This is a genomic window from Rhizobium sp. BK176 (assembly GCF_024808055.1).
The window spans coordinates 1,246,558-1,270,320 of sequence record NZ_JANUBV010000001.1 but is presented as its reverse complement, the minus strand read 5'-3'; the positions used below and the strand labels follow the sequence as shown (position 1 = coordinate 1,270,320).

Genomic DNA, 23,763 nt, shown 5'->3' with positions numbered 1-23,763 from the left:
CGGTCAGAAAGTCAGGGATGGCGAAAAGGTTTGCCATCCCTGACCCGGTTCCCACGTACCGAGCTTCAGTCGGCCGAGCGCTCCGTCCATGATCGGTTCAGAGAAATACCGCAGGCTTGCGCCGATGTCGCGCAGATCGGCATCCGCCTTGAGGGCGTTCTTGCGCAGGAAAGCAGCCCACGCTCCTGCGTTTCGTTGCATGTATAAGTCCGAAAGACCGGGGAGGTCGACCTCGATCGAGCTTCCCTGGTGGTCGAACGTCGTGACGACCGCGCTGGAAACGGTCGAGCCGTTCAGTTTGTAGTTGTCCTGGATGCGCCAGAGGTCGAAGAGGTCCTTGTGGCGAGTGTTGTCCATACCGTACTGACGCACCGCATGGAGTTTTTCCGCGATGATCGTCTCGAGCGGATAGCCGGCGATCACCGGGCATGGGACGAGGCCCGGGAGGAGTGTCGGGATTTCCATGGGTACGGCATCGGGCGTGATGACGTTGCCAAATCCTATGTCGACGCTCAGCTGCACGCGCGCCGAATGGATACGCGCCGTTATGGTCACCTTGCTGCCGGGAATGCGACCGGTATGTTCCTTCCTGCTCATCATCGAAGAGATGTCGAACACGACACCGTCGTCCGGGACGGGTGTCGTGACGGCTGTCCGGACCGCGTGCAGGACAGCGACTGCGGCGTCCTCGACGGAGAGGGTTTGCATATAGGCGTTGAAGTCGATGTCCTCGGACGCCCGGAAAAGGAAGCCGTCGTTGTAGGCGGCGAGCATGACGCCGCCCTTGAGCACGAACGAGGGCGCGACATCCGACACGGAAATCCTATAGAGCAACCGCTGCTGCGCGTAGAGACGAAGGTAGGACTGCATGTCCTGTTTCGTTTCCCTTGCCAGGTTCTTGAGGTGGGTAAGGACGCTTGCTCCGACGTTTCTCATTGTTCCGCGGGGTGTTTCATGTTGACCCCTTCAGTGTCCGGCCCGTGATTGAAAGGCACAAACCGCCGGATCAGAACCCAGGCGTCCTCGGAGCGGCGTAGCGGTAGGTTTTCGTGAAGGGACTGATCTGGTCTTCGCACCCAAAGGTCTCGGCCAGAACGTGGAAGTCGTCGAACGAAAATTCAGGGTCGTCCACGCAGCGCGACAGGGATTCGAGGAAGGTTTCTTCTGGAATGCGGGCGGTTCGCAGCGTGCTGCGGCTGTTGAACGGGCTGAAAAGAAAGAGGTCGACCAACGTGCGTTCTTTCGACGTCACCTGGACAGGCGTGCCGGACTTTTCGACGGTGACAACGCCTTCGGTCAGATACAGAGGGTTTCTCGAGGTCACGACATCTACCGCCGCTCCTGAATCGCCGCCGAGGGTAAGCGAGCCTGCGCGCGTGCGCTGCACGAAACCCTGGAGGCGGGGCGGGTGTTCCTGGGTCATGTCGTGATGGACGGCAGCTGTCAGAAGGCCGATGACACCGTCCGGAACCTGCAGGGCGAAGGCGACCCAGTCGACGTCGAGGATGTCGATCCGCCCGGCGAGGGCGTAGTGACCGGCCGCGGGGCGTTCGATCCGGCCCGCCTCGACCAGACGACTTAGCGTTTGCGGGTAAATGCCGGCGTCCTTGAAGACGGATAGCGACACGGCTCCGCGCGCTTCCTCGAGGATGGAAAGGGCGAGTTCGGACTGGGACATGCTACACTCCGTTTGACCAACCACACCGTGGAAAAACCGCGCGGTGGCGACGACAAGGGTCGTTGATGTTATTTTTACAAGCCAGATCGGCATCCGGCAATCGAAAATAACATATGGTGTCTTTGAATACACCCTCTTCAGATATTGTTCGACTTCGCGCGACGTTCGTGGCATCTTCATAAATGCTAGACCCCGATATGGGGTGGTGAAAAAAGGAGTGAGTCTTGACGGTCCAGTCCCACATCGAAGCCCTCGCGAAGAAACACGCGAACCTCGAACACCAGCTTTCCGAGGCGAACGCCTCGCCCTCCACCGACGACGCGACGATCTCCACGATCAAGCGTCGGAAGTTGCACTTGAAGGATCAGATCGAAGGACTTCGCGGCGGCCACTGATCCCACCTCGTCACCGAACGCTCTAACGCCACCCTTCTTCTTTTCGGGTGGCGTGTTATTTTTACAAGCCACAAAGCAGACTGGATTGTAAAAATAACAACTTCAGCAAACCGCCGTCCCGACCGATGACGACACGGTGTCCGCTGCTAGACAAACAGGTCCAGTTGCGGGCTGTCCGCCGCAGTCGCCTCTTCGTCCAGGCCCGACATCGTCACGCCGATGAGCCTGATACCCTTCTCGAGCGGAAGTATGTGCTCCATCAGAGATAGCGTCGTCGTCACGAAGCCGGCTTTGTCCAAATGGAAAACCGGAACGGTTTTCGACCGGGTTATTTCTTCGAAATCCTCGAATTTGATCTTGAGGACGACGGTACGCCCCCGCGACCCGTGCTTTTCGCAGCGATCCCATACCTTTTCGGCAAGAACGGTAGCCTCGCGTTTGGCCACGTCGGCGTCGATGATGTCGTGCGGAAAGGTGTCCTCGGCACCGGACGACTTCCTGATCCGCTCGGGGTTGACAGGGCGCTCGTCGATACCAAGGGAAAGCTTGTGGAAATGGATGCCTGCCTTGCCGAAATGCTGTTCAAGGAACGGAGCTCCGACACGCTCGAGATCGGCTCCCGTGGTGATCCCAAGGGCTTTCATTCGATCCGCCGTGGCGGGACCGATGCCGTGGAACTTGGAGATGGCGAGAGACGACACGAAATCCTTGCCGCGTTCGGGCGGGATCACGTACATGCCGTTCGGCTTTCGCATGTCAGATGCCATCTTCGCCAAAAATTTGCAGAACGAGATGCCAGCTGACGCCGTCAGCCCGGTCGCCGCGAAGATGTCCTCCCTGACCAGGGTGGCTACGTCACGGGCTAGCGCGATGCCCTTGAGGTTGTCTGTGACATCGAGGTATGCCTCGTCCAGCGACAGGAATTCGACGAGCGGCGTGTACCCGAGAAAGATTTCCCTGATCTGTGCAGATACGGCGCGGTAGACCTCGAAACGAGGGGGAACGAATACAAGCTCGGGACAAAGCCTCCTCGCGGTGATCGACGGCATCGCCGACCTGACGCCGAAACGACGAGCCTCGTAACTCGCGGCCGCCACGACGGAGCGTCCGCCGGAGCCGCCGACCGCGACAGGGCGTCCGCGGAGTCCTGGATTATCGCGCTGCTCCACGCTCGCGAAAAAAGCGTCCATATCGATGTGAATGATCTTACGCAACGATACTGCCGTTGGTTCCGCTGAAGAGGTTGATGGTAGGCATAGAGAGGATCGAACTCCCGCACCCAGGACCGGAACCTGGTGCTCTTCCACTGAGCTACATGCCCATCAATTCGTTTTGAAGTCTTAACATAGTCGATCGGGGCCAGCAAGCGTTGGGAGTGAATTATGAACCTCAAATGGTCCTGGCGACAAAAGGATCGACGGGTTGTATTGTCATCCCCGTGCCAGTCACCGCCTTGGCGTCGAGCTTTCCTTGCTCGTATCCCTCGCGGTAAAACCTGTCCGACGAAAACATTGGTCGATCGTCCATAGCGTCGCCGTAGCCAAGTCTCTTCTTGTAACCGCGAGAGAGGCCATCATAGTTGGGTAGCGGTGGGCGACAGGACATTGCGATTTCCCTTCGAACGACAGCGAGAGACATTCACACGACGAGGATGATATCGCGGCCATGCGATGGCAAGACCAGCGATTAGCCTGTTACGTCCGGAAGCTCACATATGTCTGGTCGTCGTGCTGGGTCATGCCGGCGAGGAGACCCTTGGTCGAGGCCTTGGAGCCGTCCAGGCCAATCCGCAGCGGGTCGACGTCGTACGATCGTCTCTGCGCCGACAGAGTGTCAGACAGCGTCGCGCAGGGGAAATCGAAGCCGTCGCTCGTCATCACCACGAAACTGCCAGCTGGAACGGAAACAGACTTCTCTATCAAGCTTGCGGGAACGGGGTCGCCATTCACGACAGGATACGCGAAATTCCCCTCGGCGGCGTTCGCGTATCGGTACTGGTTTGCGAGGCTTTCAAGGATGAGCTTTCGGCCTGGATCGTTCTCCAGCAAATCGGCGATCTCCGCCCCATCAGCAAGGCACGCCTTGAGCTTGGCGGAGCGGATGTCGCCATGGTGGTCGTCGATCGCCATGCCGCCCATATAGTCTGTTTCGCCGATCCGATAGTGGCAGTCTCCAACCCGGAACATCTCGCGCCGTTTCACTGAGTAGGCGAGAGCGCTGGCGGCCGGCCTCGGGATTTCGGCGGGCCAAGACACTCGCTCGAGCTCGGCATCCACTTTGCGGGTGATGGCTTCGATCCAGCCATTCATGTCGATATCGGCAGGCAGATCGCCGGACCGATGAAGGTCGGCGACAACCATCGCCACGAAGCGGCCGCCCTTCATCCCTTCGACGACGTGGCCCGTCTTGTCGGTCGCCCCGTCGACCACAAGCACGAAGGATTCCGTCACCACGAGGACGTCTTCGTTGGCGTCCTGGTCGCCTTTGCCGTGGCAGTGGGATTCGATGATCTGCACGTCGGCGACCCTGTTTATTGAGCCTAGCGTCGCGTGGCGGGAGGCATGGCGCAATAGCCGACCGTTGTGGGGTGCCTTGACGGACGTTACCGTGGGAGATCAGCATTGGGAGAACGGCAGTGACACAACGTTTCGAGATCGCCGACAAATCGGGTCGCCAGTACACGGTGGACTACGAGGCATACCGTTGGCGGGACCTGACGCGCTTCCTGGTGGATCATGCAAACGGCGAGGAGCTGATGCTCCTGGAGTTCGCCGACGGTGATCCAGATGAGGCCAGGATTTTCGGTTGGAGCGCCCAAAGTGCGCACGATCAGCTGGTCGAAATGCATTGGCAGTCGGTCGAAGCGGCCTTTCCGGAAAAGTTCAAACTCGCCGTGGCCGTGAATTTGCCCATAGAGCGTGAAAGACCTTCAGAACGGCTGGCGCAGATACTCGAGACAGAGGCGAACCCAGCGCCGTTCGTCCGAAGCGGACCTCGCTGAAACCGGGTCGATGCGAGCATACGCCAAGGCGCGGTTGACGCGACGCAACAGTCGGATGACCTTTATGGAAGCAACACGCGAGGCTTCGACATGAGCGAAATCTACGGTGGTTATTACGCCATGGTCCAATTCTGCGCGGACACAGCGCGTGGAGAGCTGGCGAACGTCGGGATCGCGTTAGTCTGACCTGCCCAGGGAACGGCGCGGGTTTTGACCGGCCGCAGTCCGCTTTCCAGAGAACTCATTAAATCGAGCATGTTGAAGGAGCTCGGGGCGACGCTGGCAATCGACGGCTTCGTGGAGCGACTGCGAGCGGCGCTAGCAGAAAATCCGTCCCGCGAAACGCTGGTCGCCGTGAAACCCTTCGGCGCTAACCCTGTTGCCCTTGGTATAGTCCGGGAGGTGACGATCAGGGACATCGAGGTCGACGCCGAACGACTGTTGCAACGCCTCGTCTGCTAGGCGTGGATACCGAGCGGTAGTGACGGTGGTGCCTCGGAGGTCATGGCTTGGGGGTTGTCGGCGGGGTTGGCCTCGCGACAAACAAGGGTTCGCCGAGCCATGACATCGCGGAGAGATCGTCGAAAGCCTGGAGAGCCTCGATCGATTGCTCTCCGCCGAAGTCGTGAAACCGCCAGAAGTGACCGTCGGCCTCGAGAACCATCTCGACCTTCTCGTCGTCGCCGTCGAGCCGTTCATGTGTCGCTTGGAAGCCGAAGCCGCGGTACTCTTGTCCATTCGGCAGCAGTCCGTATGACATGACATCGAGCATGTCGCGGTCGACCTTGTAAGTTGGCATCCGGTCGTAATCGGGATCGTACGCATAGTTCCAGCCATCGCGGAAAGGCTTGCGCATGCTGACACCGAGCGCATACTCGCCCTTCTGCCGTATCCTCGTGACGACGCCAACGCTGCCTTTCACCGGGTATGACTGACGGTCGTCACCGAGGGCGAGGCCATCCTCATACGCGGGCACGCCGACGAACGAGACAACTGTCCCGATCGGGAGAAAGCAGGATTCCTGGTCGCTTTCCAAAGCCGCGATCTTGCCGATCAGCGCTTGCTTGTGCGCGGCGAGCGTCGCCAGTTGCTTGGGGCCGCGCTCCGAGACGAAATCCACGAAGCTCGATGTCGGTTCCTTGGATTCCCGCTCGGCCCGGGCGATGTAGCCGCGATAGTCTTCGATCGTCTGGGTAACGTCCACGACCTTAGCGTCGATCTGGCAGAGGTTCGACTTCATCGTCGAGATCAAGCCCCTCGCGGCTTTGGTGATCGGATCGGCGACTTCCTCGCGGACGAGCGCCATCCGCTTTGGCGAAGCCGACATCATGGCGCGCACGGTGTCGCGGTTGGCCTCTAGCCATGCGAGTTCTTCGGGGCTGTATCCTGCGGTCATTCGGGGGTCCTCAAAATGCAATGAGAACATCATCGGTCGGGACGTCGAAAGCGGCAACAGCAAGAGCCTGACCGAACTTGTAAGAAACCATTACTAGTTCGGGTTACCCTGGACGACAGGTCATACGGAAAAGCTGGGCTGGAGGCCGAGTTCGCGCAGCCGCAGCAGATTGTTCAGCACGAAAAGTAGATCGTGCGGGGTGGTGTGATTGTTCACATCCACGCTGCCTTTGCAGTCGACCAGACCCCGATGGCGAGCCCGCCCCAAGCGAGCCGCGAGTTCCTCTTTCAGATTTTGCCCGGCCTCATCGCTCATTGACCCATCCCCATACCCGATGGGTCAATTCTAGGACCACACAGTCGTGACGGTCAATGACGCGCGCCGTCGGCCGACCGAAACCTATTGTGAGCGGGATCAGGCGGGAACGAACATGCCGTCGTCGCTCACCTTCGTCTTCTTGAGGCGTCCGTCGGGACTGAAGAGATAGCTGGGATAGGATTCGTTCTGGAGCATTTGGTCGTCTATGTCGAACACGAGCAGTTTTCCGGCGAGCTTGGCAAAGGCCGGAAAATCTTCGTCCTCGAAAATGAGGGACTCGGCGGTGATCTCGATCTTCGCGTCGCCGATGTATGGGCCGCGCTGGTTGATCGAAGCTTCCTTTTTGCCGAAGAGGGACAGGTAGCCATGATGGGCTCGACACCGGGCGGCTCTGTCGAAGAGGTAGGCGACGACCTCCCTGAACTGAAGCGGGTCAAGAGCCTGGCCTTCGACGGCTTGGAGTCGGCTGTCTGGATATGCCTGCTGCAGGCCGCCATCGAAGATCACGATGTAGCCACGGGATTTGATGCGAACGGCAATGCCCCGTCCATCGGCAATGCCGATGAGGTCGTAGTGTTCTTCCATCGGGATGGCGCGCGACCACACGATGTCGAACTTGTAGATCGACGCAGGCAAAGAAGTGGCACGACAATTGAAATCGGTGGGAAAGCGCAAGGATTGGAGAAACAGAGATAGATCGGCGTAGATGTCGATCACTTCGTTACCCCAAATGCGAGGGCCGCTGGGGTCTTCGATGCGCAGCGGCAGAGAATGTTCTTTGTAGAGGATCGAGAACAGTACCTTTGCGCACCACTGCATCACCAGAAGGTCCGGGACATTGGAAATCGGCTTCCAGTCCTTGTAGACGAAGTGCTGGAAACTCTCTTCCATACGGCCAAGATGGACGTTGTTGCATTCCCGGCAACAAGGAAGCTTCAGCCGTTTGTAGGAAATCCCCGATCCGTTCACCAGTGTCAGTTTCTGGTGCATAAGATCGAAATCGCGCTGCATCCAACGTGGGATGACATGTTCTTCAGAACGCTGGTCATCGGGGATTTCCTCCATGCAAAGGAAGCAGTACCTGTGACCCGGATCATTGTCGTTCGTGTGGCGCAACCCCAAGGCTCCTTTGGGGTCTGTTTATGCGATGCCAGTATCAGGGTCAACAATTTTCGCTTTGTGGCTCGCCGAGACGTCGCGACCACGCGTTAAAGCCTGACTTCGAGCGGCACCGCAGACTGACGGCCAATTCTCAGCTGGCGCGTAATTCCGCTTGGATGTGATGTTGTTCCGAGTTAATTGAAGTTATATTCCGGGTGGAAAAATAGGTGTGAAGCCTCAGTTCGAGGCCGAATCACAGCCACTGTTTTCGTTGATGAAATATCGATCAACTTCATACGCAGCCGGAATGAACAAAGGGAACATTTTTCAAAAAATGCGTGGTGTTACGTGCGGAATTATCCCGTCGAACGGACATCTGTATGTCCTCTGGGAGGACTTCGCTGACAGGCCTCTAGGACGGCGTCCCTTTGAATGGGGGAACGGGATCGTGTTGGAGACTTCCTCGATCAAGGACGCAAAGACAGCGTCGCCCGTGCGTATCGAACCAGACGGCTCGGAAGGTTTGGAGCCTTCTATCGGCGGGTAATGGCATCACCCAGCCACGACCTTTGAACCGCCGAGAATTGTTCGCGGTGGCTTTCGATTTGGGCACGCGAATAAGTGAATGCGCAGCCCATGTCTTCGATAGCCAAGAAACTCAACAAGCCGCTGTGAGTGTTCTTACGGCCGCCATATCCCGGATCGACTATGGGTTTTGGTGGCACTTCCGTGCACAGGGGCGTGTCAGGCAGGAAAGATCGTTGGCATGCAATGGTGCATTACGTCAGCTATCTCAGCCAGAATTTGTCGAACTTGCCTGGCCGAGAAGTTGTCGGGTGAATCACCGTAAACTATTCCAAACCCGTCGAGAAGGAATTGGCGTCCATTGAAAACCATCTTGACGGTCGCATCATACCTACCACCGCTGACTTGTAAGGCGATGCCTCTGTGAGTTTCGACCTGCTCGGAATTAAGAAACGCCGCGATATCACCGTTTTCTGCACGTTGGGGCCGAACGAAAAAGGCCACTGTCTTTTGGTTGCGATTTGGGCCGACCCAGATCAGGTGAACCCAATCTAGGGCAGTGTAGATTTCCTCACTCGTAAAGAGCATCTGGTAGAAATTAGACCCATCGCGTGGACACACCGCCTGGTATCCGTTTCCAAGGCTGTCTCGATGCACAGCGTAGGCGTTCTTGAAGTTCTCAAGCGGGGGGCAAAGGAGCCAGGCCACTGCGGCGACTGCGGCTGCCGCTATTACCTTGCGAGATGGGACGGCATTTGCTCTTACGCTGGTCACTTCAAGGTCTCGGCATCCTTATGGTTTGATAGTGGGACGAAGTGAAGTCCCCAACAAGCGGCCGGTCGTTGTCACCCGACCGACATCAAAACGCAATCGGTCGATAGAGGAGCCGCATCAACGTTTCGCTCGCGATGAACCATGCGATAGCGCTGCTCAGTATGGCAACGATGATAACGGTCTCCACCACAGGAGAGGCCCGACGTATGCCGTCCCGCCGTGCGAACTCGGCAAAGATCAGCACAGCTGTCGCGATCGACGCCGCCTCTAGGTGCCCTGGAACGAGAAAGCCATATCCCTGGAAATACGTGTAGACGACAGGATAGACGAGATAATAGGTCGCTAGACCACTTGCGGCAGCGGTTGCGAGACGACGCCGTCCTTTAAGGCCAAGAAGGATGCAGGCGGTCAACGGTATCGTCCACAAGGCCGCCTGCAGGATGCGCGTGGGCAGCCATTCCCAGGCTTGACGGAAGATGTGTCCTCCCCACAGGTATTCAGCCACAGGCGTGAATGTGGAAAGCCCGACGAGGAACGCTGAAGCGACGATCAGGGCGGTCCAAACCTTGTCGCCGAATCCGTATCGGCGAAGCAGATGGATGAGCAGCGCGCCACTGAGTACCAACACCGGAAGCAGAACCAGCGTGGTGGGGTCCGATGACCTGATTGAAGGTATGGCGTAAAACGGCTGAATAAACGGGTCGCGTTTAGGCTCGATGATTGTTGTGATCATGGGAAAATACACAGCTGATGGGAGGCAGTGTGAAGGTGACAGCAGCCGGCGGCAATCACGTCCAAAGACAGGTGCCGTCTAGAGTTTCGCTGTCGGTAGCAGATGAACAACGGCAACCACATCGCAACAACAACTCACCGGCGAAATCCTGACATTTTGACACGGTGTCAGAAGTCCGCGTTTACTATCCTCAGACAACATGTCGGAGGATATTTCTTGGAACCTATTTCACTTGATGACGTCGCTGATATTCTCGATCTGAGTAGTCACCGGATCGAGCAATGGATTTCTCGCGGGAAATTTTTGCTCAAGAACACGGGAGCGCGAGGGGTAAAGCGCGAGTGGGATTTGTCCGAGGTTATACGTCTTGCGGTGTTTGCAAGGCTTGCGACTGATTTGGGCCTGAGGCCAGTTGAAGGACGATTCCTGTCGCTAGACGAAGCTGACTCCGCTGCCGCTGACGAGGCTCGCCGTTTGACGCAAACTGGGGTTCACGGTTTTTGGGACGACGAAGCATTTTTCGTTTGCTATAAGACCGAACCAGATTTTGGCTGGTCTCATGACATCGTCCGAAAAAGCCTTCTTGGCGAGTTCCTCGCGAACGGCTGCTCGGTCGTCAGCCTCAACCCCAAGAATGACAAGGGGCCAGCGGACGTCGCTATAGTCATCAATCTCGACCAGATCGAACGTAAAGTGAAAGCGGGATGGCCGACCTGACGTCGGGAGGTTAATCGACAGGGTTTCCTAGAACTCGGCTTCGTGGAGCTCGGTATAGTTTTCTGGCCTGATAAGCTCCCTTGTATGCCGCGTTCGCTGGTAAAGCTGGTCGTATATTCCTTTCAGATCACATCCAACGATACCCGACGATTCCAAGAGGTCTGTCATTATTTGTGCGTTGAGTCCGTTGTAAATCGAGCGGAAAGTACGACTGGTTATCGGATGGTTTTTGGCCGTCGTTGTCGCCAAATGGTATCGGTCCATAACAAACCGAATTGGCTCTCCCTCTGGACAAACGATTCCAGCGGAGATGTCATAAGTGCAATTCAGCAGCATCTGTATGTGCGCACAAAGGAATTTCAAGGTTTCGCCAAGCCTGAGGAGATCGCATCCGCGGCCAATGTCCTCAAAAAAGTAGCAGCTCCCGTCTCGGGAAATAATGGTCCCATCTCGCAACGTTCTGCGAGAACCGTTCCTGTCTACGCGGTACGGTGAGGCAAAGAGGACCGCGTCGCCAATGATTTTCGGTGGCCATGCTTCACCGGACGGTGAGAACCTGTGGTAGCCATTTCCAACAGAATCTAGGATTTCTCCCAAGGAAACGTCGTCAGTGCCGAATGCAGGAACAATGCGAAAATAGGCGTACTTGCTCAAGTCGAAAACGACTGGTAGTCGATCTGGGTCACCATTCTCGAAGTACTGGTAGAAGACAGTCTGACCCCTCTGGAACGGTGTACTATGTTGCCCAATTTGCGTAGGCCCAAAATTCTGACTGACATTTCGACGGACGCTCTCCATTCGGAGGTTTTGTTCTGTGATCGCCTTGCTGAAATCTCGAAGGGTTGCGCTGAACCCTGGGTCAAATTGCGAGAGGACATCGGGATACCGATGTATGAGCCGTTGAAGCTCTCCCCAACCGACGATCTTGCATGAAAATTTACCGCCCTCCCTGTGGTAATCGTCGCTTAGCTGTCTTGCGTACTCCTGCAGAGTTGCGTCGTCGTCGGCGGTCGTGACGATGAAATAGTCAGACAACGTCGGGGAGAATTTTTTGGCCTCATCGTACTCGTGCTTCACGTCGGCTTTGGTAAGTACGTTCGACATCCTCTTCTTGCACTGGACGCCGACGATACGATCGATATTCCCTTTCCAATAGCCCCAGAGGTCGACACCGTTTTGCGTCTGGCCATCCCGCCCCACGAGACCAACGGCATCCTGAAGTATTGAGGAGTAGAGGAGCGCACATAGGGATTCGAACTCCCTCGCATCGTTTGGCTTGCGCAGCTCTGCCGTGGGTTTGGACGCCATAGATTTCACCCAGAAACAGGTTGGTACCGCCAGTTCGCACCATCATATTTTCCGTGGGGATGGCGTCGGCCGCAACCCTCAAACCGCACTTCATATTTCGTGAAATCGCTAGGCCTCGGCTATCGCGAGATTTCCGATCGGAAACATAATGAAGGACCCATTGGCTGCCTTTTGCGTAGCCAATCGCATCGCAGGGATTAAGGCCGTCATCAAGGCAATCGATGATCGCGCCAATCTGATCACCCAGCGACGAGAGCCACCGGCGGCACTTGGGGACCGAGGTATTTGGCAACGGAAGTTCGAGAACTCGTGGACCGTCTCCGATCATGCCACGCGACAGGTACAACAACCGAAACTCGTACGCTGAGCGGTTACGTGAAACGACTGGGAATTTCAGAAGGAGAAATCCTGGCAAGTACCCTGCGTGGCGCTCGCCCCTGCTTCCGTGGATAAATCCCGCAACGGCCTAAGGGCGCTCTACTACTAGCGCGAAGCTCACCGCCGAATCTTCCAACCGGAGTCGCGAAAGCGTCTCCGGTTCTTTGTTTTTGGGGACCTTGATTCCGGATCGTCTGACCATGTTCCGGATCGATGTGATGCTCGAAAAAAGAATGGAGGGCGTAGAAGGGTTCGAACCTTCGACCTGCAGATTCGTAATCTGCCGTTCTTCCAACTGAACTATACGCCCTTGGTGCCTGGGGAAGGGAATTGAACCCCCGCCGCGCATGCGTTCAACATGCCGCTCTACCAACTGAGCTACCCAGGCATATCGGTGGTGGGGCCAGGGGGGCTCGAACCCCCGACACCAGGATTTTCAATCCTGTGCTCTACCAGCTGAGCTACAGCCCCTTACCGATGATTTGACTATGCCGGATGAACTAATGGTCGTCAATAACAAAAATGAAGAAAAACAAAATAATTTCAACTAGTTATCGGAAATGCACAAGCGTGCAAAGGCGTTCGCGGAAGTTCCGCGTTCGGGCGTTTTTCGTGGTGATTTGACGCTTCGTCGTCGTCGCATCGGGGTCTTCCTTAGGGTTCTGGGTCTCGTCATGGGGACATGAAAAAACCCGCGGCCCCTGTCGCTCTGACAGGGGCCGCGGGTTCGGTATCGGCGCTTATGTCGGCTGTGTTGTCAACCGGGCGCGACGAAGCGATCCACGGGCAGCCCTGTCAGGCGGCCGCGGGTGCTAAATCGCTCCCTGTTGATCACAAGCGTCATCGTCTCAATTCCTTTGTTCACTCCGACAAGTAGAGGTCCCGTCGGGGAAAGTCAAGACTTCGGCTCAGTGGAAGATCACGGTGCCTGACGGCGAGACGACGCCATACGGAATGTCGCGGGCGATCGACTTGCGCTCGGCTTCGCGGTCGCCGGTTCTCGTCGTCCAGCCACCGTACTGCGGCTTGCCGACAGCGCCGCCGGTCTTGGTGAAGCTCGATTCGACCTGGCCGCCCGCGGAAGCGCCGTAGCGGCTGTCGTAGCCGCCGGAGGACACGCAGGAGGCAAGCGCGAGCGGGGCCGCGACGATAAGGGCGATGGTCAGGATTCTCATGGTTCAACTCCGTGTTTTATTCGATTGTCGTGCAGATTTCCGCCGGCCAAAACGGCGGAGCTGGAATCAGAGGGCGAAATCGGTGACCAGCAGCCCGGCCGCGATGTCGGGAGCGGTCGGCGTGATCATTCTGGAGCCGTCGGCGTTCGGGGAGAACATCTCGTGGCGCTCGGCTTTCGTGGACGCATAGGCCTGGCGATCGACCGGTATGCGGTCGCGGAACTCGTGATAGTCGGATGCGATCAGATGGTAGAGGTAGTCGAGATTGTCGATCGGCTCCGGCTTTTCGCTCCACAGGACGGCGTTCTGCATGCGCTGGTACATCTTCACGTGGTTTTCCCTTGAAGATGAAAGGGCATAGTCGGCCCGGTGGTATTCGCAGGCGAGCGGTGTGATCCTGGTCGCCGCGATGATGAACGGAACCGTGTTGCTGAATTTCGGATCGCTTACCCAGCGGCTCGAATAGACGAAGCGCTTGCCGTTGGCGATCTCGCGCTCGACGCGGTCCTTGGCGATGTCTACGACGTCGATGTTGTAGGCGTCCGCATTGATGGCGTGGAGGCGCATGGCGGCCGCCAGAGCGCCGTCGACATAGAGGCCGACGGTGCGGGCGGTCGGAAGGTCGTCCTTGCCGTCCTCGAAGTCGTGGATCGTCATGGAGCCGTTCTTGATGGTCTCCTGCTCCATGTAATGCTGCCAGCGCCAACGAGAGAGATATTCGCGGTCGGCGTCGGTCGTCATCGCTCTGTACGTGCAGCGCTCGAGGAACTTCACGGTCCAGGCCATGGTGCCGGCCGGCTTCGCCTGTAGAACCAAGCCGCTGGTGGCGAGACGCGACGCGGAGTCTTGGTTTAGGGAAGTGTGGGCATGCATGGCATCGAACCTTTTTGGTAAACAACTCGTTAACAGGTTCGTAATGATGCCGACGATTCGTTCGCAATTGCAACAATTCAGGACCCCAATATGTAGACAAGATTCCAGAGGTCGGGCGTAAAAATCGTGAAAAACCGTTATAAATCAGTCCCGCCGGCGGATTAGCCGGGGTCGAGACGTGGTTAATATCCACGCACGTCGCAGAAAATTTAATTGAAGAACTCGTTTGGCGTTGACGAGGTCCTGAATTGCACCTAGTTTCCTCGGCGAACAGAAATTCAAGACGCCAATTCAGGAGTGACCATGGCCGACGAAGTCGACAGAGCAAACGATATTTCCGAAGATCACCGCACGGTGGGCATCAAGTCGATTTCCCGTGAAGTGGACCGCAAGAGCGGCGCTACCCACTGCGATGAATGCGAACGGGAAATTCCGCTTGCAAGGCGGCTCGCCTATCCTTCGACGATCCTCTGCATCAGTTGCAAGGAACAGGAAGAGCGCGACTCCCGCATCTACCGGAGATAACCGACCATGACACCGTTGTCGGAAGCGCTCACAGCCAACCTCTTCCAGCGTCTCGGCTCCGGCCAGCATCTCGAGATCGCCGGCTACGTCCGCGAGGCGTCGAAGACCGTGTTCTCGGCCGAGGCAGCCGCAGCGGTCAGGAAGCTTTGGGCGGACACGCCATGGACGGTCGAAAGCAATCTCGACCTCGTGAAGTGGCCGGCAGCGCCGACATGGTACGAAGCGCCGGGAAACCCGGCCGGTATCCTCGGCGGCGAAGACCCGCTCATCGGATACCTGATGCTACCGCATCCCGAAGAGGAGGGTCTGTACATGGTCGTGACGGCCGTGCAGTCGTCCACGATCGCGGCGAGGCACTGTTATGCGGTGGCGCTGCTCGACATCGCGGCGCTGACGGACAACGCGATCAGGGCGCGGCAGTTCTACTCGAAAACGCCGAGCGAAAGCGTCGAGCGGATCATGATGCAGATCGGGGTTTCGATCAGCGACGACTTCAAGGACGAGTTGATGATCACCGAAGACGGCAGGGAAGAGGTCGTCGAGGCCGCCATGCGCGACGCGACGGCGGAAATTCCGGTGTTGCTGTCCATCCTCGCGGTGGAGGGAGCGGAAAACGGTCTTTTGATCGATTTCAGCGAGGCGTCTTCCACGGTTACCGCCATTCCGCTCCCCGAGCGGTCGCGCCTCGGCAGGATGGCCGACAAATTGACGAGGCGGCTGTCGAGCGGCCTCGTCAGGATGCCCCGGCGAAATAGCCCGCCGAGGCTTGCCTGGTTCGCCTGATCGGCCTCAAGGGGCCGATGTCGGCGCTGCCGAGAGGAACGCAGGCGTCATGCCGTCGATGATCGCGGCGGCCTGATCGCTGTCCATCAGGGCATCCAGTCCCTTGGTACGATAGGCCTTCGTCACGAAGGCTCCCCACGGCCGAACGGCCATGTCGAGGTTGTGCCTCTCGCGCCAGTCGTACCCGCACAGCCGCTCGACCTGATCCATCACGACCAGCGTGTCGTCGAGGAACGCGCGGATCAGTTCCCAGTTGGTCTTCAGCCGCCCGCTTTCGATCTGGCGCACATACCAAGACATTGCGTCGCGATAGACCGCATCCGGCGTGTGGTTGCGATCGGCCTGATGCTGCACCATGCCGAGCTTGTCCGGGATCGCCTGCTTTATGCCGTGGAATTCCGCCGTCGAATGCGAGATGCTCGAACCGTCGGGGTTGATCGTGCGGACAGACACGATGTGCGAATTGCACGCCTTCGCCTGGGAGGAGTATCCGCCGACGCAGTGGCGCATCCGCTGGCCTTCCTCCGTAAGTTCCGCCGACGTACAGAGCGGCACAAGCCAGAACCCGTTCGGGGCCTGGACGGGGTTTGTGAGACCGGGCCAGCCGCCTTCCTTGATCTGTGCTTTCGCCTGCGCGTTTCGGTATCGCTCCGACATTTCGAGCATCGCCGGGCGTTCCTGATGGAAGCGACGGGACACGTCAAGGAGGTCGGGAAGGTTGCGTCCTTCGAACAGCATGTCCCATGCCCATTCGGCAGCGCCCTTGCGGATGGAGGCGTTCAGGAAGACGTCGTCGGCTTCCTGGGCATGCGCGATCAGCGGCAGGACGACCATGTCGACGAAACTTTCGAGGGTATCGCGCGCATTCATGCAGGCGACCCTGACATAGGTATCGGGATCGTCCAGGGCTGGATCGCCTTCGTTCACGTAGGCCTTGGCCACCGCGCGTTCGGCGAGCTGCGTCCACTTGCCCCCGCTGCCTGCAAGCAGGGCAGGAAGACTCTGAGGCGGAACGTGAAGGTCCTCGATCAGGGCGTAGGCCACATGGTAAAATGACTTCCACTCGTCCGGGGTCTTCGGGAACCAGTCGGGCTGGACGTGGCTCGCGAATACGAGGATCGGCGAAAGACGCATGCCTTCGGGAAGCGCCGGAGCCTGGGCGAAGCGCTTCAGCAGGGCGTTTCCGATCGGGCGCTCCGCCATTTCAGAAAGGATCGGGAGGAGGATTTCCGTCAGCGGCTTCTTTCTGTCGATCGCCATCTTCGTGGAGAGGTTGGCGTTGAAGAGGTCGGCGAATATGCCGTAGGCACCGGCGGCCTGACGCCTGTAGAGACCGCGCTCGCCTTCGGCTGCGTAGAACTCGTAAGTCGAGAGGCGCTTTTCAGGTGCCCTCGCCATCGCGACAAGCGCATCCTTGTTGAGGCCAGCCAGGCACTCCTCGGATAGCGTCGCCGCGTCGGCGAACAGTTTGTCCGCGATCCCGGCGCGATCGACGTGCGGGACGTCGAGCATGTCGAGCAGCGCCGACGAAGGTTGGCCGGTCATCATCGAATAAGCCCACTGGCCGGAAGCGCGGCTTTCGAGCGGAACCCACTGCGCCGCCTCGCTGTCGATCTCGCCGACAACGGACATGCTGGCGGCTGAAAGACGGCCCTCGGGATCGAGGGCCACCATGACGGCGTTGGTGACGCCGTTGTTCACGTTGGCGATGACATAGCCGTTCAGGTCCTGATGACGATAACGGCCGAAAGTGATGTTGGCGGTCATGCCTTCACTCCATTGCCTTCGGGTTCCCACTTCGCTTCCGAGGTGTTTCCGTCCCCGACCTTTTCGCGGTGCGTCGGATCGACGTAGAAGGTCCTGAAGCCTGCCTGCGACACGATCTGTAGCACGTTTTCGAGCTGCCTGCCCGCCCGAACGATGGCGCGCGGCACGATGGCCTGCTTGATCTTGGCGCGGGACATCTGTTTGGCTTCGAGCGCCTCGACGTCGACATCCGGAGCGATCATCGTCTCGTAAAGTTCGCGGTAGCCGTCGGACGGCCACTGCTTGACCTTGCCGCGCACATACGGCTCCGGCAGGCGGACGGCGAAGGTGCCGTCGTTGAGCGGAGTGATGACGAGGTTACGGCCCGTTCCCGTCGGGGACGAGTTGATCTCGATGTTCATGGCCAGCGCCTTGGCCGCCGCTTCGATGCCCTCGACGCGCACGGCAATCGAGTTCAGCTTCTTTTCGGCCTGACGGTTGATCAGGACGCCGCGATGGCGGAAGCCGTTGTGGTCGACGAACGAAACCAGCGAACCCAGACGGAACTGCGTCGCGTAGCGGACCGCGCGGAAGACGTTGCCGACCAGGAACGAGGCGTTCTGGAGGCGCTTCTTCGAGGCCTTGTCGAAGCTGTCGAGGATTTTCTCGTAATCGTTGCCGAGCAGGCCGTCAGACGAAGAAACCACCAGCTTGCCGTCCTTGTCGAAGGACGAGACGCCGTTGTTGCGCAGTACGGTTTCGACGCCGTACTCCTTCATCTTCTCGGTTCCAGGCACCGCGATCTTCATGCGGTAGGACGCGATCAGATGCTCCGATCCTTCCCATGGCGCTTCGATGCTGGCGATGATCGCCTTCTCCGCGACGCCGTCGGCGTTGACGAAGGTGATCTGGCGGCCGGGCATGAAGGCGTCGATGGCCATCTTCAGGTGGGCGATGTCCTTCGCCATGCTGGCGATCTTGGCGTCGCCGCGGGCGATCGCGTCGTCGACCGACAGGTGGCCGTCCTGGAGATAGTGGGCGAGGTAGCGATCGCGGTTGCGGACGACCTCGTTCACCGAACTGAGGATACGGTCGTAGCGCGGGGTGGAGGCTTCGAGCGCCTCGACCACGACTTCAGACTTCATCGGCTCGACTTCACGCTCGACCAGCGCCTCCATCAGGAACATCGGCGATTCGAACGCGGAGTTGGCTCCGTTGTCGATCGATCCCTCGAACAGCTTGCTGTTGCGGACCTGGACGGTCCCGTCGAACTCGCGCGGACGCAGCGGGTTGACACCCAGAGAATCCAGTTCAGCGATGTGCATTTCGTACTCGGCGGTCAGCTCGTGCAGAATGCGGTCCTGTTCGCGGCAGGGCAGCAGCGACAGGCGGGAGAGGAATTCGTTGGCGGTCCGCTGCTCGACGTTGTCCATGCCCGGGCGGTAGCGGCCGGCCTGCTGGCGGGGCTGCTGCTGCGGGGCCTGGTCGGCGACCACGAGTTCGTTGTTCAATTCGGGTTCGGCCTTGAATACGGCCGTCTCGTCGGCGACGTCGACCAGCTTCGTGCGATTCGCGTACTTGTCCGTGAGAACGAGGCGACGCAGAAGGTCGGGACGCAGTTCGGCGTACTTCGTGATGACGGCGTCGCCGACCGAGTTGATCAGGTCGGGGATGTTGCCCATCAGGAAGCTGTTGTCGCGGTTCGACTGGACGTTCGCCGACAGGCGGCGGAGCTTCTGGTTGCGCATGGCGGCCAGACGCGACTCGAATGGAAGGCCCGTGCCGACGAAGGCGATCTTCGGAGCGCTTTCCTGGTCGCGGCGCGAGTAGCGGCCGTAAGCCTGGATTTGCTTGAGGACGTTCGCCGGACCCTGCACTTCGAACAGGACACGACGACGGCGGTCCTTGAAGCGGCGGCCGGCGTGCAGGTCCATGCCCGTCGCGCCGGTGGCGTTCATGATGACGCAGTCGTATTCGCCCGAATTGAAGGCGTTCTTGACGACCATCTTGTTGCGTTCCTTGCGGGGAACGACCTTGCCCTCGGCGTTGACTTCGAGCGAACGGCCCGTGATTTCGCCGATGGTGTAGCCGGCCGCCGTGATGCGGTTCTTGATGGTGTCGATGACGGATGCCGGGATTTCCGGGAATTCCTCGATCAGCGAGAAGATGCGGTCGTAGGCTTCGCGGGCGGCCGGCTGAAGGGCGTTCACGACGGCTTCCTTGCCGCGCGCCTTGCCGGCTCCGACCATCTGGTCGAGGGCGCGGTGCAGGACGTGACGGAAGGTCGGCTGTCCGCCGTCGCGCAGACGCGCCTCTTCGAGAAGCTCGCCCACCGTGTTTTCGAGCAGGAAGCCCGGCTTGTTGCCCGCCTTGAGTTCCTCGATCGCCTTGTCGGCGGTGTAGGGAGCGACCAACGCTGCGTTCAGCAGGCGGGTGATGTGGTAGAGCGACGAGCCGATGGCGCTCTTGCGCAGATTGTTGTTGCCGCGACGTCCGCCTTCGTTGTTGTTGGCGCGGTTGATCTGGTCGACGACCATGCCGACGTCGTCGGCGATCTGCGCCATCTCGGAGACGATGATGGAGAGCTTGTCGGCGATGACGCGGTTTTCAGCAACCTTGTCGGTGTCGATCAGCTGGACGAATTCGATCTCGCTGAGGTCGGTTTCGCGGCGGAAAAAGACGCCGTCGGCGGTCAGCATGTCCGAGACGACTTCCTGGAAGGGCTCGCCGCCCTTCTGCATCATCGCCTGGAGTTCGGCCATGTCGATGTCGGACGGGAACATCTCGCGGAAGAAGGCCATGTTCTTGGCTTCCTTCGCGTAGGTCGCGGAAGCGGAGACGCAGGTCGCCGCGTTCTGCTTGATGTGGCTGTAGTTGGCCGAGACATTCGAGTCGAGCGAAGCGGCGTTGTGGATTTCGTCGCCGAACAGGCTCACGCGCTCGTCGACGATCTTGCGCAGCCACTGCGACTTCGGGGAATCTTCGGCGTCCTTGTTGAACTGCGAATAGGTCGCCATGATGACGCTGACGCCTTCCGGCCACTCGCCTTTCTCCATTGCCTTGTCGAGGATGGACCTGTCGAGGGTCTCGAACTCTTCCTTGGTGACTTCGTCGATCAGCTTGTCGTTGTTGAGGACGAGCGGCTTGATGATGTCGAGCGAGTCGAGGTGCTTGGCGTCGCGCATCAGGTCGGCGAGGTTGGCGGCAGATTCCGAGAAGATCAGGACGCGCTGGCCCTTGAGGACAGCGCGGCGGACCATGGCCATCAGCTGGCGGCCCTTGCCGACGCCCGTTCCGTCGCCGATGACGGCTCCGCGACCGCGCTCTTCGGCGTTGATCAGGAGGGCGACGCCGTCGACCTGCTCGGCGGCGAGGTAGCGGCCGAGTTCTTCCTTGGCGAAGCCGCACTCGTAGGCGACCTTCTCGTCGACGTCGCGGTAGTTGGAGATGATGCGGTCGAGAGCGATGCGGGTCGCGGCCGACAGTTCCTTCGGAACGAGCGTCGTCGGATTGCCGACCTTGGAGGCCGAGCTGTACGGAACCTGATAGCTGTTGTCGAAGACAAACGAGCTGGCGGCGTTGAAGTCGCTGTCGGTGGCAAGACCGGCCTTGAAGGTCTCGATGGCGTGCGAACGCTCTTTGGCGACCATCGACGACCACGTCCACGCCTCAGCTGCGCTCCCCAGTTCGGTCAGGGTGAACTCGCCGGACGGCTGTTCCGTGGAGATGACGCTGAGGATGAGGCGAGGGCCACCGGCGGCAGCCGACACGAAGCCCGCTCCCTCGATGTGGTTGTTCTCGGCGACGGCATCGGCGATAGCGCGAGCCTTCTTATGGGAATCGACGTCGAGGACGAGGATCGACTTGGTTTTGGCGGGGCGCGCGTCGAGCGTGTCGGCCAGTTCCTTTGCCGAAGACGCGAAGTTGACGACGATCGAGGCGTCCGGCGGATTTTCGCCGCGGCGGACGCCTGTCGCCGGAAGGACCTTCTCGAACAGGCCGTCAACGCCGCCGATGCGGAACACGCTTTCGCCGCGAAGGTCCTTGTCGGTACCCATCAGACGGCGGGCGAGCAGCATCGATTCCAGGTTGACGCCGATGTCGAGTCCGACGGACTTGAGCAGCGAGGAAAGGCGGACAGCCTTCTCGTAGCGAAGGGAGAGCGTTTCCTTGCTGTCCTTCGTGATGTGACGGACGGCCGCGGCCGAAACGGCTTCGGCGAAGCGCTTGGCATCCTTGACCGGGTCAAGCTCCAGCGCCTTGATAAAGGCGGCGGGCTTCGCGAAATCGGCGTTGGCGGCCGTCTCGAGAGTGACGATGTAACCGTCGGCGCAGGCAGCCAACTGGTTGTTGTCGGGGGCGCGAAGGTAATGCGACGGAACGGACGCAGCGCCCGTGCTTTCGACGACCGAGCGCTTGCGGCTGACGAGATGGCGAACGCCCTCGGCGTTCTCGTATACTTCGTCGCCCGACCTGTTGAAGCCGAGGAAGGCTGGAGCCGTGTCCTCGAACTGCTTGGTCATCGTGACGAGCGCCGCTTCTTCCTTGGTCTCTGCGCCGGCATCGTTCGAAGGCGCGAGTTCCGTAAGGTCGAGAAGGACGTCCATTATCGGCATGTCGCGGCGCGTGACGGCGCTCGGAATCACGGCCTTGAAGTCGTTGGGCTGGAAGCTGAACTCGTTGCGATACCAGTAGCCGTTCTCGGCGCGCTGGAAGTTGAGCTTTTCCATCGCCTCGGGCATCTTGTCGCCGTTTTCCATAACCAGGCGACGGCCGTTCTTGTAGACGGCAAGGTACATGCGCATGCCGGCGGCGGTGACGTCCATCCACCGTGTGGTTTCCGGGGTTCCCCACTTTGCCGCGACAGCCTTGTTCTTCTCTACGTCATACATGTCTTTTTTGTCCGTTGATGTCATCGATTAACGAGAATCCTCCCTTCAGCCCATGCAACGATCAACGGCTTCAAACTACTTTTAGGACGATCGCGGCGGCCGCATACGCGACGGCCAGCGCGAACAGGCCCCATCTATAGTCAATCGGGAGCGTCGGGGGAAGGGGAAGAGCGGGATTGGCCGGCACCGAGTCGCCGGAATTCCGGACTTCCGCGGGTGCGAGCTCGAAACGGATCGAGCCGTCGGCGATGGAAAGCGGAATGAAATGAACGCCTGGCGCGGCGACCGGAACGAGGGGCGCGGGCCAGTCGCGTGTTGTGGATATCCATCCTGGGCGGCCGGCACCGACTAGGGCGGTTCCGTCCCGGTCAGCGAAAATGGAGAAGGAGCGGCCGTCTTGGGAAACAGCCATGTCGACCCGGTCGCCGACGTGCCAAGACAGCGCCTCGGCCGCCCATTGCGACAGTTCGAAACCGATCCTGCCGTCCGACACGGAGACCGCCAGACCGCCGTCGAGGCGCTCGAGAAGCCTCGAATGGGTGGCCGGCATTCCAGCGCTGTATTTGGATGAGAACGCCTCCGCCGCGGCGGTCAGGTGATCGACGGCTTCCATCTCGGCCTCGAAGGAGACGATGCCGGGACGCTGTCCGTAGACGGACGGAACGACCGGGAAGCTGCCGAGCGCCCTTGCCAGCCGCTCGATGTCGACGAACTCCGTGCGGGCGCTTTCGCCCTCGACAAAACAGATGCCGAAATCGAACGGGCAATCCTTGGCGAAGCCCTTGGCTCCGGTGCGCATGACCAGCGCGAACCTCATGTCGTCACGCATACGACGCCTCCGTCATATCGGGATCGAGGAAACAGAGGAAAGGCACATCGCGGACCGAGGCGGTCTCGAAACCGATAGGAACCGCCAGCGTCATCGCTCCATCCGGCAGGCCGAGGAGCGAGGAGAGCGACCGCATCACGTCGGCCGCGTAGTGGTCGGCGGCCGTCGCGAGATGGTGGCCTTTCAGAAGCGCGTCTTCGCGTGCGGCCTGGATGCGTCGCTCGCAATCCTCCGGCAAGCGGCCGCCGACGAGGCGCTCAAGTGTCGCGATGTCACCCGCGCCAATGCGAGAGGCGGCGAAAGCGCGAAGCCGTTCAAAGGAGGTGCCGAGGCGCATCGTCGATGTCGTCGTCTCCACGGATCGCCGAAGGTCTACGGTGACATCGAACATCGCCATCAGCGCGTCGCTGTCTTCGCACAGCACCGCGGCGGCGATTTCGACGTCCTCGCGTGCCGGAACCTGCGCAGAGGCCGCGAAAAGGCCGACCGCCTGTCTCGCCGGCGTCTCGGAGATCGAGTCGGGGTCTTCCATTTCAACTTTCCAGGGTCTTATTCAACTGATTGATCCATGGTCTTTCCAAGTCGATATTTTTGCAAGCCGCGTCTTGAAGCCGAT

At 59.4% G+C, this 23,763-nt stretch carries 23 protein-coding genes and 4 tRNA genes; 6 read left to right on the top strand and 21 right to left on the bottom strand.

Going from position 1 to position 23,763, the window contains the following annotated elements; translation table 11 throughout:
• Positions 1–3 precede the first annotated feature (3 nt).
• Positions 4–870: a nucleotidyl transferase AbiEii/AbiGii toxin family protein gene (locus tag FHT76_RS07050; RefSeq protein WP_259185069.1), complete on the bottom strand. Its 867-nt coding sequence runs from the start codon at positions 868–870 to the stop codon at positions 4–6.
• A gap of 136 nt (positions 871–1,006) precedes the next feature.
• The gene (locus tag FHT76_RS07045) at positions 1,007–1,678 is read right to left on the bottom strand and encodes a type IV toxin-antitoxin system AbiEi family antitoxin domain-containing protein (protein ID WP_259185068.1); all 672 of its coding nucleotides are present in this window, start codon (positions 1,676–1,678) and stop codon (positions 1,007–1,009) included.
• Positions 1,679–1,902: 224 nt separating this feature from the next.
• On the opposite strand from FHT76_RS07045, the gene FHT76_RS07040 reads away from it, so the two are divergent.
• Positions 1,903–2,073 carry a YdcH family protein gene (locus tag FHT76_RS07040; protein ID WP_259185067.1) on the top strand — a complete coding sequence of 57 codons (171 nt, stop codon included), beginning with the start codon at positions 1,903–1,905 and terminating at the stop codon, positions 2,071–2,073.
• Between the two features lie 146 nt (positions 2,074–2,219).
• On the opposite strand, the gene dinB is transcribed toward FHT76_RS07040, so the two are convergent.
• The 4 genes from dinB to FHT76_RS07020 all read right to left on the bottom strand — a co-directional run bounded on the left by dinB (position 2,220) and on the right by FHT76_RS07020 (position 4,589).
• The gene (gene dinB, locus FHT76_RS07035; protein WP_259185064.1) at positions 2,220–3,287 is read right to left on the bottom strand and encodes a DNA polymerase IV; all 1,068 of its coding nucleotides are present in this window, start codon (positions 3,285–3,287) and stop codon (positions 2,220–2,222) included.
• A gap of 33 nt (positions 3,288–3,320) precedes the next feature.
• Positions 3,321–3,394: transfer RNA gene (locus FHT76_RS07030), tRNA-Arg, on the bottom strand.
• 68 nt (positions 3,395–3,462) lie between these two features.
• Positions 3,463–3,678: a hypothetical protein gene (locus FHT76_RS07025; protein ID WP_259185062.1), complete on the bottom strand. Its 216-nt coding sequence runs from the start codon at positions 3,676–3,678 to the stop codon at positions 3,463–3,465.
• An 89-nt stretch (positions 3,679–3,767) separates the two neighbouring features.
• Positions 3,768–4,589, bottom strand: coding sequence for a hypothetical protein (locus FHT76_RS07020; RefSeq protein ID WP_259185060.1), 822 nt, complete (start codon positions 4,587–4,589; stop codon positions 3,768–3,770).
• Between the two features lie 119 nt (positions 4,590–4,708).
• Here FHT76_RS07020 and FHT76_RS07015 point away from each other — a divergent pair, with 119 nt between their 5' ends.
• Together FHT76_RS07015 and FHT76_RS07010 are read left to right on the top strand one after the other, a co-directional pair.
• Complete coding sequence (locus FHT76_RS07015; RefSeq protein ID WP_259185058.1) at positions 4,709–5,074, top strand: hypothetical protein; 366 nt, start codon at positions 4,709–4,711, stop codon at positions 5,072–5,074.
• A gap of 255 nt (positions 5,075–5,329) precedes the next feature.
• Complete coding sequence (locus FHT76_RS07010; RefSeq protein WP_259185056.1) at positions 5,330–5,536, top strand: hypothetical protein; 207 nt, start codon at positions 5,330–5,332, stop codon at positions 5,534–5,536.
• A gap of 40 nt (positions 5,537–5,576) precedes the next feature.
• On the opposite strand, the gene FHT76_RS07005 is transcribed toward FHT76_RS07010, so the two are convergent.
• From FHT76_RS07005 to FHT76_RS06985, 5 genes are all read right to left on the bottom strand, one after another.
• A complete protein-coding gene (locus FHT76_RS07005) occupies positions 5,577–6,470 on the bottom strand; it encodes a hypothetical protein (RefSeq protein ID WP_259185055.1) in 894 nt (297 codons plus the stop codon).
• A 120-nt stretch (positions 6,471–6,590) separates the two neighbouring features.
• The gene (locus tag FHT76_RS07000) at positions 6,591–6,785 is read right to left on the bottom strand and encodes a hypothetical protein (RefSeq protein ID WP_259185054.1); all 195 of its coding nucleotides are present in this window, start codon (positions 6,783–6,785) and stop codon (positions 6,591–6,593) included.
• A gap of 99 nt (positions 6,786–6,884) precedes the next feature.
• Positions 6,885–7,904 (bottom strand): HNH endonuclease, encoded by a 1,020-nt coding sequence (locus FHT76_RS06995; protein ID WP_259185053.1) that lies wholly within the window; start codon positions 7,902–7,904, stop codon positions 6,885–6,887.
• Between the two features lie 729 nt (positions 7,905–8,633).
• Positions 8,634–9,188: a hypothetical protein gene (locus FHT76_RS06990; RefSeq protein ID WP_259185052.1), complete on the bottom strand. Its 555-nt coding sequence runs from the start codon at positions 9,186–9,188 to the stop codon at positions 8,634–8,636.
• A gap of 85 nt (positions 9,189–9,273) precedes the next feature.
• Positions 9,274–9,921 (bottom strand): hypothetical protein, encoded by a 648-nt coding sequence (locus FHT76_RS06985; RefSeq protein ID WP_259185051.1) that lies wholly within the window; start codon positions 9,919–9,921, stop codon positions 9,274–9,276.
• A 216-nt stretch (positions 9,922–10,137) separates the two neighbouring features.
• On the opposite strand from FHT76_RS06985, the gene FHT76_RS06980 reads away from it, so the two are divergent.
• Positions 10,138–10,638: a hypothetical protein gene (locus FHT76_RS06980; RefSeq protein ID WP_259185050.1), complete on the top strand. Its 501-nt coding sequence runs from the start codon at positions 10,138–10,140 to the stop codon at positions 10,636–10,638.
• A 27-nt stretch (positions 10,639–10,665) separates the two neighbouring features.
• On the opposite strand, the gene FHT76_RS06975 is transcribed toward FHT76_RS06980, so the two are convergent.
• The 6 genes from FHT76_RS06975 to FHT76_RS06950 all read right to left on the bottom strand — a co-directional run bounded on the left by FHT76_RS06975 (position 10,666) and on the right by FHT76_RS06950 (position 14,372).
• Complete coding sequence (locus FHT76_RS06975) at positions 10,666–11,946, bottom strand: hypothetical protein (protein WP_259185049.1); 1,281 nt, start codon at positions 11,944–11,946, stop codon at positions 10,666–10,668.
• Between the two features lie 612 nt (positions 11,947–12,558).
• Positions 12,559–12,634: transfer RNA gene (locus FHT76_RS06970), tRNA-Arg, on the bottom strand.
• Position 12,635: 1 nt separating this feature from the next.
• Positions 12,636–12,712, bottom strand: a tRNA-Phe gene (locus tag FHT76_RS06965).
• 7 nt (positions 12,713–12,719) lie between these two features.
• Positions 12,720–12,795 (bottom strand) — tRNA-Phe (locus FHT76_RS06960).
• Positions 12,796–13,232: 437 nt separating this feature from the next.
• Complete coding sequence (locus FHT76_RS06955) at positions 13,233–13,499, bottom strand: hypothetical protein (protein ID WP_259185047.1); 267 nt, start codon at positions 13,497–13,499, stop codon at positions 13,233–13,235.
• A gap of 66 nt (positions 13,500–13,565) precedes the next feature.
• Complete coding sequence (locus FHT76_RS06950) at positions 13,566–14,372, bottom strand: N-acyl amino acid synthase FeeM domain-containing protein (RefSeq protein ID WP_259185046.1); 807 nt, start codon at positions 14,370–14,372, stop codon at positions 13,566–13,568.
• 303 nt (positions 14,373–14,675) lie between these two features.
• Here FHT76_RS06950 and FHT76_RS06945 point away from each other — a divergent pair, with 303 nt between their 5' ends.
• Both FHT76_RS06945 and FHT76_RS06940 read left to right on the top strand, forming a co-directional pair.
• Positions 14,676–14,897: a TraR/DksA C4-type zinc finger protein gene (locus FHT76_RS06945; protein WP_259185045.1), complete on the top strand. Its 222-nt coding sequence runs from the start codon at positions 14,676–14,678 to the stop codon at positions 14,895–14,897.
• A 6-nt stretch (positions 14,898–14,903) separates the two neighbouring features.
• Positions 14,904–15,680 (top strand): hypothetical protein, encoded by a 777-nt coding sequence (locus tag FHT76_RS06940; RefSeq protein WP_259185044.1) that lies wholly within the window; start codon positions 14,904–14,906, stop codon positions 15,678–15,680.
• A gap of 6 nt (positions 15,681–15,686) precedes the next feature.
• On the opposite strand, the gene FHT76_RS06935 is transcribed toward FHT76_RS06940, so the two are convergent.
• The 4 genes from FHT76_RS06935 to FHT76_RS06920 all read right to left on the bottom strand — a co-directional run bounded on the left by FHT76_RS06935 (position 15,687) and on the right by FHT76_RS06920 (position 23,679).
• Entirely contained in the window at positions 15,687–17,447 is a 1,761-nt protein-coding gene (locus FHT76_RS06935; RefSeq protein WP_259185043.1) for a PcfJ domain-containing protein, read from the bottom strand.
• Positions 17,444–22,318, bottom strand: coding sequence for a strawberry notch family protein (locus tag FHT76_RS06930; protein ID WP_259185042.1), 4,875 nt, complete (start codon positions 22,316–22,318; stop codon positions 17,444–17,446). The genes FHT76_RS06935 and FHT76_RS06930 overlap by 4 nt, the downstream gene beginning before the upstream one ends.
• A 70-nt stretch (positions 22,319–22,388) precedes the next feature.
• The gene (locus FHT76_RS06925) at positions 22,389–23,147 is read right to left on the bottom strand and encodes a hypothetical protein (protein WP_259185041.1); all 759 of its coding nucleotides are present in this window, start codon (positions 23,145–23,147) and stop codon (positions 22,389–22,391) included.
• Positions 23,140–23,679 carry a hypothetical protein gene (locus FHT76_RS06920; RefSeq protein ID WP_259185040.1) on the bottom strand — a complete coding sequence of 180 codons (540 nt, stop codon included), beginning with the start codon at positions 23,677–23,679 and terminating at the stop codon, positions 23,140–23,142. The genes FHT76_RS06925 and FHT76_RS06920 overlap by 8 nt, the downstream gene beginning before the upstream one ends.
• Positions 23,680–23,763 lie beyond the last annotated feature (84 nt).

Coding starts and splice junctions, on each gene's coding strand:
- FHT76_RS07050 (WP_259185069.1), bottom strand. CDS start 870: ATGCAGTCCTACCTTCGTCTCTACGCGCAGCAGCGGTTGCTCTATAGG.
- FHT76_RS07045 (WP_259185068.1), bottom strand. CDS start 1,678: ATGTCCCAGTCCGAACTCGCCCTTTCCATCCTCGAGGAAGCGCGCGGA.
- FHT76_RS07025 (WP_259185062.1), bottom strand. CDS start 3,678: ATGTCCTGTCGCCCACCGCTACCCAACTATGATGGCCTCTCTCGCGGT.
- FHT76_RS07010 (WP_259185056.1), top strand. CDS start 5,330: ATGTTGAAGGAGCTCGGGGCGACGCTGGCAATCGACGGCTTCGTGGAG.
- FHT76_RS07005 (WP_259185055.1), bottom strand. CDS start 6,470: ATGACCGCAGGATACAGCCCCGAAGAACTCGCATGGCTAGAGGCCAAC.
- FHT76_RS07000 (WP_259185054.1), bottom strand. CDS start 6,785: ATGAGCGATGAGGCCGGGCAAAATCTGAAAGAGGAACTCGCGGCTCGC.
- FHT76_RS06985 (WP_259185051.1), bottom strand. CDS start 9,921: ATGATCACAACAATCATCGAGCCTAAACGCGACCCGTTTATTCAGCCG.
- FHT76_RS06975 (WP_259185049.1), bottom strand. CDS start 11,946: ATGGCGTCCAAACCCACGGCAGAGCTGCGCAAGCCAAACGATGCGAGG.
- FHT76_RS06955 (WP_259185047.1), bottom strand. CDS start 13,499: ATGAGAATCCTGACCATCGCCCTTATCGTCGCGGCCCCGCTCGCGCTT.
- FHT76_RS06950 (WP_259185046.1), bottom strand. CDS start 14,372: ATGCATGCCCACACTTCCCTAAACCAAGACTCCGCGTCGCGTCTCGCC.
- FHT76_RS06945 (WP_259185045.1), top strand. CDS start 14,676: ATGGCCGACGAAGTCGACAGAGCAAACGATATTTCCGAAGATCACCGC.
- FHT76_RS06940 (WP_259185044.1), top strand. CDS start 14,904: ATGACACCGTTGTCGGAAGCGCTCACAGCCAACCTCTTCCAGCGTCTC.
- FHT76_RS06935 (WP_259185043.1), bottom strand. CDS start 17,447: ATGACCGCCAACATCACTTTCGGCCGTTATCGTCATCAGGACCTGAAC.
- FHT76_RS06930 (WP_259185042.1), bottom strand. CDS start 22,318: ATGTATGACGTAGAGAAGAACAAGGCTGTCGCGGCAAAGTGGGGAACC.
- FHT76_RS06925 (WP_259185041.1), bottom strand. CDS start 23,147: ATGCGTGACGACATGAGGTTCGCGCTGGTCATGCGCACCGGAGCCAAG.
- FHT76_RS06920 (WP_259185040.1), bottom strand. CDS start 23,679: ATGGAAGACCCCGACTCGATCTCCGAGACGCCGGCGAGACAGGCGGTC.